This is a genomic window from Tractidigestivibacter sp., assembly GCF_050946515.1.
Taxonomy (GTDB): Bacteria; Actinomycetota; Coriobacteriia; order Coriobacteriales; family Atopobiaceae; genus Tractidigestivibacter.
In genome coordinates, this window is the sequence record NZ_JBMNUX010000003.1 from 59,698 (window position 1) to 71,208 (window position 11,511).

12 protein-coding genes and 1 riboswitch are annotated in these 11,511 nt (G+C 63.8%); of the genes, 9 read left to right on the forward strand and 3 right to left on the reverse strand.

Annotated elements, in window-relative coordinates:
- The first annotated feature begins 39 nt into the window (after positions 1-39).
- From ACOYJL_RS02550 to ACOYJL_RS02590, 9 genes are all read left to right on the forward strand, one after another.
- Complete coding sequence (locus ACOYJL_RS02550) at positions 40-1,059, forward strand: XdhC family protein (RefSeq protein ID WP_433568642.1); 1,020 nt, start codon at positions 40-42, stop codon at positions 1,057-1,059.
- A gap of 291 nt (positions 1,060-1,350) precedes the next feature.
- Positions 1,351-2,241, forward strand: a complete 891-nt coding sequence (gene modA, locus ACOYJL_RS02555) for a molybdate ABC transporter substrate-binding protein (protein WP_433568643.1) — start codon at positions 1,351-1,353, stop codon at positions 2,239-2,241.
- A 9-nt stretch (positions 2,242-2,250) separates the two neighbouring features.
- Positions 2,251-2,934, forward strand: a complete 684-nt coding sequence (gene modB / locus ACOYJL_RS02560) for a molybdate ABC transporter permease subunit (protein ID WP_433568644.1) — start codon at positions 2,251-2,253, stop codon at positions 2,932-2,934.
- The gene (locus ACOYJL_RS02565; RefSeq protein ID WP_433568645.1) at positions 2,934-4,016 is read left to right on the forward strand and encodes a sulfate/molybdate ABC transporter ATP-binding protein; all 1,083 of its coding nucleotides are present in this window, start codon (positions 2,934-2,936) and stop codon (positions 4,014-4,016) included. The genes modB and ACOYJL_RS02565 overlap by 1 nt, the downstream gene beginning before the upstream one ends.
- Positions 4,009-4,956: a GTP 3',8-cyclase MoaA gene (gene moaA / locus ACOYJL_RS02570; RefSeq protein WP_433568646.1), complete on the forward strand. Its 948-nt coding sequence runs from the start codon at positions 4,009-4,011 to the stop codon at positions 4,954-4,956. The genes ACOYJL_RS02565 and moaA overlap by 8 nt, the downstream gene beginning before the upstream one ends.
- Positions 4,957-4,959: 3 nt before the next feature.
- Positions 4,960-5,430 carry a cyclic pyranopterin monophosphate synthase MoaC gene (gene moaC, locus ACOYJL_RS02575; RefSeq protein ID WP_433568647.1) on the forward strand — a complete coding sequence of 157 codons (471 nt, stop codon included), beginning with the start codon at positions 4,960-4,962 and terminating at the stop codon, positions 5,428-5,430.
- Complete coding sequence (locus ACOYJL_RS02580; protein ID WP_433568648.1) at positions 5,430-5,906, forward strand: MOSC domain-containing protein; 477 nt, start codon at positions 5,430-5,432, stop codon at positions 5,904-5,906. The genes moaC and ACOYJL_RS02580 overlap by 1 nt, the downstream gene beginning before the upstream one ends.
- Entirely contained in the window at positions 5,903-6,973 is a 1,071-nt protein-coding gene (locus tag ACOYJL_RS02585; protein WP_433568649.1) for a molybdopterin-binding protein, read from the forward strand. Before ACOYJL_RS02580 ends, ACOYJL_RS02585 begins: the two co-directional genes overlap by 4 nt.
- Positions 6,974-6,992: 19 nt before the next feature.
- Positions 6,993-7,529 (forward strand): MogA/MoaB family molybdenum cofactor biosynthesis protein, encoded by a 537-nt coding sequence (locus ACOYJL_RS02590; protein WP_433568650.1) that lies wholly within the window; start codon positions 6,993-6,995, stop codon positions 7,527-7,529.
- Between the two features lie 393 nt (positions 7,530-7,922).
- Here ACOYJL_RS02590 and ACOYJL_RS02595 read toward each other — a convergent pair whose 3' ends face one another.
- The 3 genes from ACOYJL_RS02595 to ACOYJL_RS02605 are packed head-to-tail and all read right to left on the reverse strand — an operon-like array spanning position 7,923 to position 11,145.
- Entirely contained in the window at positions 7,923-8,717 is a 795-nt protein-coding gene (locus tag ACOYJL_RS02595) for an energy-coupling factor transporter transmembrane component T family protein (protein ID WP_433568651.1), read from the reverse strand.
- Position 8,718: 1 nt separating this feature from the next.
- Positions 8,719-10,533, reverse strand: a complete 1,815-nt coding sequence (locus tag ACOYJL_RS02600) for an ABC transporter ATP-binding protein (RefSeq protein WP_433568652.1) — start codon at positions 10,531-10,533, stop codon at positions 8,719-8,721.
- A 9-nt stretch (positions 10,534-10,542) separates the two neighbouring features.
- Complete coding sequence (locus tag ACOYJL_RS02605; RefSeq protein ID WP_433568653.1) at positions 10,543-11,145, reverse strand: ECF transporter S component; 603 nt, start codon at positions 11,143-11,145, stop codon at positions 10,543-10,545.
- Between the two features lie 7 nt (positions 11,146-11,152).
- A riboswitch (FMN riboswitch) is annotated at positions 11,153-11,290 on the reverse strand.
- Positions 11,291-11,511 lie beyond the last annotated feature (221 nt).

Genomic DNA, 11,511 nt, shown 5'->3' on the forward strand with positions numbered 1-11,511 from the left:
GCCTCAACTGAAAACCACATCTCTGAGAGAGGAGACACCATGACAGACTCACATGAGACCATGCGCGATGCCTCGTTCGTCAGGCAGCTGCTGAACGAAGTCGAGCAGGGCAGGCCCTTCTCGATCGCAACCATCATGGCGACCCGCGGATCGATGCCGCGCCACGCCCCCGCGCGCATGGCGCTGCTCTCTGATGGCAGCTTCATCGGTACCATCGGCGGCGGGCGCATCGAGCAGATGGCACAGGAGCGCCTCGGTCGCGTGCTCTCGGGCGAGGAGGGCAGCGCATACGAGTGGTACACGCACGCCAAGACCGCCATGGCATGCGGCGGAGACGCGCTCGTCTCGCTGCGGCGCTCATCGGAAAATGAGGCGGACTTCCTGCGCGACGTTCTTGGCCGCCTCGAGCGCGGCGAGCGGTTTGTGCTCGAGGAGGACTGGTCCGACCCTGAAAGTCCGTCGCTCACGCTGGCTCGCGTCGACGAGCTTGACGAGAACGACCCTGCGGCAACGTCCGAGGAGCCCCTCTGGGACGAGAAGAGCGCGCGCTTTACTGAGCCGCTCGGCCCAGATCCCATCGCGTACATCTTTGGCGGCGGTCATGTCGGTCAGGCGCTCGTCCCCGTTCTCTCGAGCGTGGGATTCCGCGTCGTGGTGTTCGACGACCGCGAGGGCATTGCCGTCCCCGAGCTCTTCCCGCAGGCGGAGCGCGTCATTCTCGGCAGCTTCCAGGACATTGGCGCAAAGGTCAAGGTCACGCGCCGCGACTACGTGGTCGTGCTCACGCATGGTCACGCCGGCGACATCGACGTGCTCGAGCAGGTGGCTCCTGCCCGCCCCGCCTACGTTGGCTGCATCGGGAGCAAGGGCAAGGCGGCGTTTGCGCGCAAGACCTTGATCGAGCGCGGCATAGACGAGAAGTGGGTCAACGAGTGCATCCACCTGCCCATTGGCGAGAAGATCTTGGCGGTGACTCCGCCTGAGATTGCCGTATCGATCGCCGCAGAGATGATTCGCTGCCGCGCTGAGCTGCGTCCGACAAAGCCGCACCAGCACTAGTGCCGAGCTGCGGCCTTGCGCGCCTCTGCTCTGCGCCAATCCAACGCACGCCGAGCACTGCCCGACCGCGGGCGCCCGGCTGCGTGCCGTTTACGGAGGAGCTTATAAGAATAACAAATAGTCCCAAACTTTTTGTAAGAGTATCGTTATAGTTTGTAAGCAAGAACGTCGTCCGTCGGACAGGCACCTTTTCCAGGACGGCGAGGCCCACAGGCGTCATATGGGCAGCTGACAATTGCATCGCGTCAGAGATGCACCCAAGGCAGGCTTCATACCCAGGGAGGAAGCATTATGGCTCTATCCAGCATCACTCGTCGCTCGTTTATTTCGGCTGCCGCTGGCGCGGCGTGCCTCGGACTCGCCGCGTGCGGCAGCAGCTCGTCCGACTCAAGCTCTTCAACCGATTCCAGCTCTGATTCCAGCTCCAGCTCGCAGGCAGAGTCCACGACGCTCATCGTCTTTGCCGCCGCGTCCATGACCGAGTCGCTCACCGAGGTCGGCGAGCTCTTCAAGGCCGAAAACGACGGCGTGGACATCAGCTTCAACTTCGACTCCTCGGGCACCCTCAAGACCCAGATCCAGGAGGGCGCTGACTGCGACGTCTTCATCTCCGCTGGCCAGAAGCAGATGAACGCGCTTGACGCCGAGGCCACCTCCGGAAACGACGAGGGCCTTGACTTCATCAACCATGACACGCGCTTCGACATCCTCGAGAACAAGGTCACCCTGTGCGTGCCCGACGACAACCCCAAGTCGGTCCAGAGCTTCGACGATATGGCCGAGAAGCTCTCCGCCCACGACATCCTGCTGGGCATGGGCAACTCCGACGTTCCTGTTGGCCAGTACACTCAGAAGATCCTCGCTTACTACAACCTCGACGAGACCGAGCTCGCAAACGCGGGCTGCATCACCTATGGCACCAACGTTAAGGAAGTCACTGCTCAGGTCTCCGAGGGCGCAGTGGACTGCGGCGTCGTCTACAAGACCGACGCCACCTCCGACAGCCTCACGATGGTCGACGAGGCCACCGAGGAGATGTGCGGTCGCGTCGTCTATCCTGCCGCGGCAACCAAGAACGCCCTGCAGCCCGAGCTTGCGCAGTCGTTCCTCGACTTCTGCAAGACCTCGGAGGCAAGCGACTGCTTCGAGAAGGTTGGCTTCACGCCGCTTGCCGAGGAGTAATCCCGACGCATGGACTGGTACCCACTCTTCAACTCGCTGAGGATTGCCGCCGTCTCGACGGTGGTCGTCTTCTTTCTGGGAATCTGGCTCGCCAACCTGGTGGCACGCGCGCCGCGCGTAATCAAGGGCATTCTCGACGTGGTGCTCACGCTGCCGCTCGTGCTTCCGCCTACCGTCGTGGGCTATCTTCTGCTGATTCTGCTTGGTCCCAAGCGCCCCATCGGCGCCTGGGTCATGCAGACCTTTGGCATCAAGCTCACGATGGTGTGGTATGCGGCGATCTTCGCCACCACGGTCGTCAGCTTCCCGCTTATGTATCGAACGGCGCGCGGTGCGTTCGAGAGCTTTGACCATACGCTCTCCGACGCGGCCGCCACGCTGGGCAAGTCGAGCATGTGGACCTTCTGGCGCGTCAAGATGCCGTGCTGCCGGCAGGGCATCATCGCCGGCTGCGTCTTGGCCTTTGCCCGGGCGCTGGGAGAGTATGGTGCCACGTCCATGATCTGCGGCTATACCCCCGGCGCCACAGCCACCGTCTCCACGACGGTCTACCAGCTGTGGCGCACGGGCGACGATGCCGGGGCGCTCACCTGGGTCATCGTGAACCTCGCCATCTCGGCCGTGGTCCTTCTCGCCCTCAACCTCTTTGAGCAGCGCTCGCGCACCGGGCGCGCCAAGGAGGGGATGGCCTGATGGCGCTTTCCGTCGATATCGAGAAGCGCCTTGGCAGCTTTAGCCTACGAGTGTCCTTCTCGGTCGATCGCCCAGACGAGATCGTGGCGCTGCTCGGCCCTTCGGGGTGCGGCAAGTCGATGACGCTCAAGTGCATCGCCGGCATCGTGACCCCTGACAGGGGACGCATCGTGCTGGACGACCGCGTGCTCTTTGACTCGGAGGCGCGCGTCAACCTGCCGCCCCAGAAGCGGCGCGTTGGCTATCTCTTTCAGAGCTATGCCCTGTTCCCCAACATGACCGTGCTGGAAAACGTGGTTGCCGGCGCTGCCGGAAGCACGCGAGGCGAGCGAGAAGAGCGGGCGCGCAAGCAGATTTCGGTCATGCGCCTGGAGGGCCTCGAGGACCACCGCCCCTCCGAGCTTTCCGGCGGCCAGCAGCAGCGCTGCGCAATGGCGCGCATCCTTGCAAGCGAGCCGGACCTCATTCTGCTGGACGAGCCCTTCTCGGCGCTTGACGGCTTCTTGCGCTGGCAGCTCGAGATGGAGCTCTCCGACACGCTGCGCCAATTTCCCGGAGGAGCGGTGTTCGTCTCGCACAACCGCGACGAGGTCTACCGCCTCTGTGACAGCGTATGCGTGATCAGCGAGGGAAAAAGCGACCCCAAGGTAGGCGTGAAGGAGCTGTTTGCCCGCCCGTCCACGTTGGGAGCCGCGCTCATCAGCGGATGCAAGAACGTGAGCCGCGCGAGCCAGGCGGCCCCCGGCGAGCTTGACTGCACCGATTGGGGAGTTACGCTCAAGACCTCGCTTCCGGTGCCGGAAGGCGTCTCGCACGTGGGAATTCGCGCCCACTACCTGCGCGTCTCTGCCAATGCGACCGGCGATGCCAACGAGATTCCCTGCACCGTCGACCGGGTGATAGAGAGCACGTTCTCGACCATCGTGATGCTTAAGACCCCCGGCGGCGACTCGCTTCGCTACGAGTGCGAGAAGGACGACTGGACAAGGCTCGGCGATCCCGAGCGCGTGTTTGTCGTTGCCAGCCCCGACGTCGTGATGCCGCTCGTCGACACCACGAAGGAGGCCCGCGCGGATGCTTGACAACCGTGGGCGCAATATCAGCTATCTGCGCCTTTCTGTGACCGACCGCTGCAACTGCCGCTGCGTCTACTGCATGCCGAAAGACGGCGTGCCCATGCTCTCGCACGACGACATCCTGTCGTTTGAGGAGATGCGCGACATCGTTGCCGCATCTGCCACGCTGGGCGTGCGTAAGGTGCGCATAACCGGCGGCGAGCCCCTCGTGAGGCGCGGCATCGTCGAGCTTGTGCGCATGGTGGCAGAGGTGCCAGGCATAAGCGAGGTCGACATGACCACCAACGCCACGCTGCTCGCTCCCATTGCGGCAGACCTGCGCGCGGCTGGACTTTGCCGCCTGAACGTGAGCCTGGACACCCTTGACGCAGCCCGCTATCGCAAGATCACGCGCACGGGAACGCTGGATGACGCAATCGCCGGCCTTCGCGCGGCGCGCGACGCCGGCTTTGTCGGCACCAAGATCAACTGCGCGCTGGTTGGGGGTTTGAACGACGACCAGCTGCGCCCCATTGCCGAGCTCGCGCGCGACCATGCCGTCACGGTCCGCTTCATCGAGCTCATGCGCATGGGCGAGTGCGCACACTGGCCGCGCGAGCGCTTTGTGTCGGCCGACGAGGTCCTGGTGCAGGTGCCCGAGCTCGAGCGCGTTGGCGTCGACGGCGTCTCGGAGCTCTACCAGGCGCCTGGCTGGCAGGGCGGCGTCGGGCTCATCCGGCCCATGACGCATCGCTTCTGCAGCAGCTGCGACCGCATCCGCGTGACGGCAGACGGTCGCTTGAAGCCCTGCTTGCACTCCTCGGCCGAGGTCAACCTGCGCGGGCTTTCCGGAGAGGCCCTCGTCGATGCCATCCGCTCGGGCATTGCATCTAAGCCCGAGGGGCATAGGATGGATGCGACGCACGCGAGCGACACGCCGCGCGCGATGAACGAGATTGGGGGCTGAGCCGTGGCGCTCACGCATTTTAACGAGCAGGGACGCGCCCGCATGGTGGACGTCTCTGCAAAGGACAAGACCCAGCGCATCGCACGCGCCGCCGGACGCGTGCGCATGAACCAGGACACGCTCGCGCTTGTGCGCGAGGGGCGCGCGAAGAAGGGCGACGTGCTCGCCGTGGCGCAGGTGGCGGGCATCATGGCCGCCAAGCGCACCTGGGAGCTTGTCCCGATGTGCCATCCCATCCAGCTGACCGGGGTGGACATCAACTTTGCCTACGAGGAGGACGGCGTCTCGGTCGAGGCCATTACGCGCTGCTGCGGCGAGACGGGCGTCGAGATGGAGGCGCTGACGGCGGCGTCGGTCGCGTGCCTCACGATCTATGACATGCTGAAGGCCAACCAGCGCGACATGGTGATCGACCAGGTTCGCCTTCTTGAGAAGGACGGCGGCAAGTCGGGCCACTTTGTGAGGGAGGATTGATGGGGGACAGCAAGGCACTCACGCCGAGCGGGCGCGTTCTGGCGTGCTGCGTGAGCGAGAAGAAAGGGACCCGCAAGCACGAGGTGCCTGAGCTGCAGCTTGCTGTTGGCACGGGCATCCAGGGCGATGCCCATGCGGGTTCGTGGCACAGGCAGGTGTCCCTTCTCGCCAACGAGTCGGTTGACCGCATGCGCGAGCGCGGCCTCGAGCTGAAGGCTGGCGACTTTGCCGAGAACATTCTGACCGAAGGCATCGCCGTGCGCGAGCTTCCCATTGGCACCGTGATTGCCGTGGGCGACCGCGTGCGCCTGGTGGTGACGCAAATTGGCAAGACCTGCCATAACGACTGCGAGATCCGTCGCCTGACGGGCATGTGCGTGATGCCGACCGACGGCATCTTCTGCGTCGTCGCGCGCGGCGGGGCGGTGCGCCCTGGCGACGAGATTTCTGTGATGGGGGAGGACGAGCTCGCATGAAGCTGATCAAGACCGAGGACGCCGTGGGACAGGTGCTCTGCCATGACATGACGCAGATCCTGCCGGGCGGCAAGGACAAGGACGGCAACGACCTTCCGCGCTACAAGGGCCCACGCTTCAAGAAGGGCCACGTGGTGACCGAGGAGGACATCCCCGTCCTGCTCTCGATGGGCAAGGCGAACCTCTACGTATGGGAGATGGAGCCCGGCATGCTCCACGAGAACGACGCGGCCGAGCGTCTTGCTGCGCTGTGCCTGGGCGAGGGCACCCGCGCGTCGGGCGAGCCAAGCGAAGGCAAGATCGGCATCGAGGCAGCCTGCGACGGCGTGTTTCTCGTTGACTCGGAGCGCCTGGCGGCGGTGAACGCTACCGACGAGGTGATGGTGGCCACGCGCAAGGGCAACTTCGCCGTTCACGAGGGCGACGCGCTTGCGGGGACGCGCGTGATTCCGCTGGTTGTGCGCGAGGAGGTCGTGGCATCCGCCGAGCGTGCGGCCAACGTGGACGAGAAGGGCGCTCTCATGCGCGTCGCGCCGTGGAAGCTGCGCACCGTCGCCATCATCGCCACGGGCTCCGAGGTCGCGGGCGGGCTCATCGAGGACAAGTTCACGCCCGTCGTCGAGAAGAAGTTTGCTGCCTATGGCGTCAAGTGCGTCTATCGCGCGACGCCGGGCGACGAGCAGGACGCGATCGTCTCTGCCATCAACGAGGGAATCGCTGCGGGCGCGGACATCATCGCCTGCACGGGCGGCATGAGCGTTGACCCTGACGACAACACGCCGGGCGCCATCAAGCGCGCGGGCGCTCGCATCGTGACCTACGGCGCGCCGGTGCTTCCGGGCGCGATGCTTCTTGTGGGCTACTTCGACCGCGATGGCAAGCAGATTCCGGTGGTCGGCCTTCCCGGCTGCGTCATGTACAATGCCGCCACGGTATTTGACCTGGTGCTCCCGCGCATCGTTGCTGGCGTGGAGCTTCGGAAGAGCGACTTTGTCGAGCTGGGCGAGGGCGGCCTGTGCCTGCACTGCAAGCCCTGCACGTTCCCTCTCTGCCCGTTTGGCAAGTAGAAAGGTGTTGGTGAGCGCAATGGCTGACGAGGCTACGGCTCACGAGGTCGAAAAGGAAGAGACCCGCTACACGGTCGCCGTCGTCACGGTGAGCGATCGCTGCTCCCGTGGCGAGCGCGAGGACGCGAGCGGTCCCGCCTTGGTCTCGCTTCTCGGAGAGCATGGCTATGACGTCGTCGCGACACGCGTTGTGCCCGACGACCTGCGGCAGATCATGGCGACGCTGCAGGCTCTGGTCGCAAACGACGTCGCGCTGGTGGTGACCACGGGCGGAACGGGCTTCTCGCCCCGAGACGTCACGCCCGAGGCGACCGAGGCCGTCTGCGAGCGCATGGCTCCGGGCATCCCCGAGGCCATGCGTGCCGCGTCGATGGCAATCACGCCGCGCGGCTGCCTGTCGCGAGAGGTGGCCGGTCTTGTTCGTGGCACGCTGATCGTGAATCTGCCGGGAAGCCCCAAGGCAGCATGCGAGAACCTCTCTGCCGTGATTGAACCCATCGCGCATGGCCTGCGCATGCTCCGTGGCGGCGCCGCCGACTGCGCGAGCCTTTCGTAGCGGACGCCGATCCTAGGCACCCGACCCCCGCCGCCAACTTGAGCGACTTCTGATGCCCGCACGGCGGGGCGTCTGCCCCCGCTGCCAACTTCTGCGAGTTCTGATGTCTACACAACGGGCGTCTGCCCCCGCTGCCAAGTTATGCGAGTTCTGATGCCCACACAACGGGCGTCTGCCCCCGCTGCCAAGTTATGCGACTTCTGATGTCCGCCCCTGCCAAGTTATGCGACTTCAGATGCCCGATTTGCCAGGTTGCGCGAGTTCTGATGCTCGGCATGCCAAGTTATGCGACCTCTGATGCCGCAAAAGTCGCGTAACTTGGCAGCGCCCCAATGTGTGGGGCTGCAAAAGAATTGATGAAGCCGCGTTGCGCGGGGTGCCGGCGCCGCGACGCTATCCAAGTACTACGAACAGTGCGAAAAGCGCAACGGAAACTATGCCGGCAATCGCGTCGCGTGCGGAAAAGTGCATGGGATGCCAGTGGCTTCGAGCTGCTCCGCCTTCGTAGCAGCGGGCGTCGAGGGCGCGCGCAAGGTCGTCCGCATGATTCATTGAGCTTGCCAACAGCGCCACTATCACTGAGCCAAGCGCCTGGATTCGTTTGCCAAACTTGCCCGTCGAAAGCTCTCCTCCACGCGCTACCTGCGCATCTACGATTGCCGACGCGTCGTTGGCCAACGTAGGGATAAAGCGCAGCATGAGCGAGAAGACCATCGCCAGCTCGTGGCCCGGAAGTCCCAGCTTTGTGAGCGGCGCGCACGTTGCGTCGAACGCGTCGCCAAGCTCGGTCGGAGTCGTTGTCAGCAACAGCAGCGCCCCAAAGAGGATGCATGCTAGCACTCGGATGGGGTAGAGTATGGCGCTCCAGAGGCTGTCGGTTGTAATTGTGATGATGCCGTACGAGAAGATTGTGTCTCCTGTGCGGATGAGCAGCAGGTTAAACACCGCAAGTATCAGAAGGATCCAGAAGATTGATCGCACGGACTTGAGAACCTCGCTCGCAGGGATGTGCGCGCAGCCAATCAAGGCGAGCGTCAAGGCAACGAGAAGCGCGAGCTCCAGCCCGCTATGGACAAAGAACGTGGCAATCATGAGCCCAAGCGCGCACCAGAGCTTCGTCCGGGGGTCGAGGCTGTGAATCGGGGAGTCGGCGTCATAGTACTGGCCGATGGAAATGCGCAGCGCCATGCTATGCCTCCTCTGCGGACGAATCCGCGCCAAGCGCTGCGGCAATCGCACGCGCAAGCTGCTCGGTTGTCAGCGTTTCTCCAAGGTACGGCGCCCCGTCGGCCTCAAGATGGCGCGCGAAGTCAAGCGCTAGGGGCACGCCAAGGCCAATGGAGGAAAGCACGTCTGCGTTCTTCTTTGAGAAGACCTGAGTCGGAGTGCCATAGAGCATGACGCGCCCATCGTTAATCACGGCTACGCGGTCGGCACGCGCCGCGTCTCCCATGGAATGCGTGACCTCGACAAGCGTGACCCCAGAAGCGTTTACGCGCTCAAGGATTGCGCGCAGATTCTTGCGGCCTTGAGGGTCAAGACCGCTGGTCGGCTCGTCGAGCACCAGCACGTCTGGCGTCATCGCAAGCACGCCGGCAATAGCGCAAAGGCGCTGCTGGCCGCCAGAAAGCTGAAACGGAGACGCATCGTCTTTGTCCCTCAACCCAACTTCTTCGAGCGCGTCACGTACGCGCTGATCGACCTCGTCGTTGCTAAGCCCCATGTTTTTTGGTCCAAAAGCCACGTCCTGCGCGACGGTCTCGGCAAAAAGCTGTCGTTCCGGGCGCTGCATCACGTAGCCGACGCGCCCGTGCAGAAGCCGGCGCTGCCGCTTGTCGGCAGTATCGATTCCGTCGACTCTAACCTTTCCGGCATCGGGCGTTTCGAGTGCGGCGATAAGGCGCAATAGCGTCGACTTGCCAGAGCCCGTCTGGCCGATGAGCGCCACATGGGAACCTCGCGCAATCTCCAGCGAAAGGTCGTCCAGAGCGGCTTGTGCCTTCTTTCGGTCGCGGCCACGGGACTGGCTTCCGTACGAGTAGGTCACGTCCGAGACGGAAACGATGGCTTCTGCCTGCGGTTTGTTCAAAGCTGTTGAGTTGGTCTCGTCTGGAGTGCCAGCTGCGCCGCCGGTCCTTCTCGCGCTGGATCGTCCTGAAAGAAGGACGGCGAGCTCGCGGCCAAGCTCGTTTGTGTCACAGGTCCAGTCAACGTTCACGCCAAGCTCGGACAGGCGCGCCGAGAGCTTGCCGGCAAACGGCTCGCTCAGCCCAAGCGAGCGCATCTGGCTGACATGCGAGAAGACCTCTTTCGGCGTGCCCTCGAGGGCGACGTGGCCTGAGTCGAGCACGACCACGCGGTCGGCGAGCAGAGCCTCTTCCATGAAGTGCGTAACGTGAACAACGGTGACGCCCGTTGCCTTGAGCTTCTCCACGACCTTCATTATCGAGACGCGCCCGCGCACGTCGAGCGCCGACGACGGCTCGTCCAGAACCAGAACCTCTGGATGCATCGCGAGCGCGCTGGCAATGGTGACGCGCTGGCGCTGGCCGCCGGAGAGGCGGGCAGGATCGGCCTTTGCATAGTCCAGCATGGCAACGCGGTGCAGCTCGCGATATACGCGGCGGCCAATCTCGTCGCTTGGGAGACCGAGGTTTTCGGGGCCAAAGGCTACGTCCTGGTCGACCACGCTCGTGACGATCTGGTCCTCGGGGTTCTGGAATACCAGCCCAAGCTTGCGCCGCGCTAGCCGATAGGCGTCGAAGTCCGCCAGTCCGTTCTCATAGACGTGCTTGCCAAGAAGAGTCACCGTTCCTTCGTCCGGGGCGAGAAGCCCTGCGATGACGGAGGCGAGCGTTGACTTCCCCGAGCCGTTGGCGCCCAGCACGCAGATGCGCTCTCCGCGACAAACGTGCAGGTCGATGCCATCAAGCGCGCGCGTGCCGTCGTCATAGACAAGCGACACGCGCGAGAGGTCAATCACGCTGTTAGACGACTCTGCCACAACCGCTCGCTACTTCTCGCTAGGGCCAGCGACGCCAATCGCCTTGCTTGCGGGCTTTAGGAGCAGTCCGGCGACGACGCAGTTGATAACAATTTTGAAGATGTTGAAGGGCAGCAGAGCAGGCACGATAAGAGCGACCACCGCATCGACGGACATGCCAGCGTAGAGCGGGGTCACGATGAGGTTGCCCACGATGCAGGCGGCAAGGCAGATGATTCCGCCGAGCACCATGCCTGCGATCGCCCCGCGCATCGTGTGGTTCTTCTTGTAGACAAGCGAGGCGGGCATGACCAGCGAGAACGTGGCCAGCACGGCCATCAGCATGCCATAGACGCCGCCCGCAGTTGCGAAGTGCACGAAGTAGGGGATGATCGAGACCACGGCGCCGGTTGCGGGGCCGAAGAAGAAGCCAGCGAGCAGCGCGACGATGCCCGAGGGGTCATACTGCAGCCATGTGACTCCCGGCAGGATCGGGAACTCGAGCACAAGCGTGCAGATAGCGGCGACGGCGCAGAAAAGGGCCGTGACCGCGATGCGCTTGGTGCTCCAGCCGGAACCTGCGGCAGAGGTGGAGTGGGTGCTGTGCGTGGAACTAGAGGAAGTGGTTGCCATGATGGCATCTCCGTTTCTCCCATCCGGACTGTAACCGTTGGTCCTGGAATCTCACCAGGTCAGCCGCCTATTGGCGGGTCGCGGACTTCGCGCGCATCGGCGCGTCACCACCAGTGGGGAATTTCACCCCGCCCTGAAACTGTCATGAGCACTATAACACTTGGTCACTGATGTGCAAGGGGCATGAGCATTTCCCTCATCTTTGCGAGCCGGAGGGCTCTTGGGGTGCTGCCGCTGCCAGGTTCTGCGACTTCTGATGCCCGGCGCTGCCAACTTGTGCGACTTCTGATGTCGAATCTGCCAACTTGTGCGACTTCTGATGTCGCACTTGCCAACTTGTGCGACTTCTGATGCCGCAAAACTCGC

Excerpts from the sequence above, each read along its gene's own strand:
- ACOYJL_RS02580 (WP_433568648.1), top strand. The coding sequence starts at position 5,430 with ATGGGGGACAGCAAGGCACTCACGCCGAGCGGGCGCGTTCTGGCGTGC.
- modB (WP_433568644.1), top strand. The coding sequence starts at position 2,251 with ATGGACTGGTACCCACTCTTCAACTCGCTGAGGATTGCCGCCGTCTCG.
- ACOYJL_RS02595 (WP_433568651.1), bottom strand. The coding sequence starts at position 8,717 with ATGGCGCTGCGCATTTCCATCGGCCAGTACTATGACGCCGACTCCCCG.
- modA (WP_433568643.1), top strand. The coding sequence starts at position 1,351 with ATGGCTCTATCCAGCATCACTCGTCGCTCGTTTATTTCGGCTGCCGCT.
- moaA (WP_433568646.1), top strand. The coding sequence starts at position 4,009 with ATGCTTGACAACCGTGGGCGCAATATCAGCTATCTGCGCCTTTCTGTG.
- ACOYJL_RS02565 (WP_433568645.1), top strand. The coding sequence starts at position 2,934 with ATGGCGCTTTCCGTCGATATCGAGAAGCGCCTTGGCAGCTTTAGCCTA.
- ACOYJL_RS02550 (WP_433568642.1), top strand. The coding sequence starts at position 40 with ATGACAGACTCACATGAGACCATGCGCGATGCCTCGTTCGTCAGGCAG.
- ACOYJL_RS02605 (WP_433568653.1), bottom strand. The coding sequence starts at position 11,145 with ATGGCAACCACTTCCTCTAGTTCCACGCACAGCACCCACTCCACCTCT.
- ACOYJL_RS02585 (WP_433568649.1), top strand. The coding sequence starts at position 5,903 with ATGAAGCTGATCAAGACCGAGGACGCCGTGGGACAGGTGCTCTGCCAT.
- ACOYJL_RS02590 (WP_433568650.1), top strand. The coding sequence starts at position 6,993 with ATGGCTGACGAGGCTACGGCTCACGAGGTCGAAAAGGAAGAGACCCGC.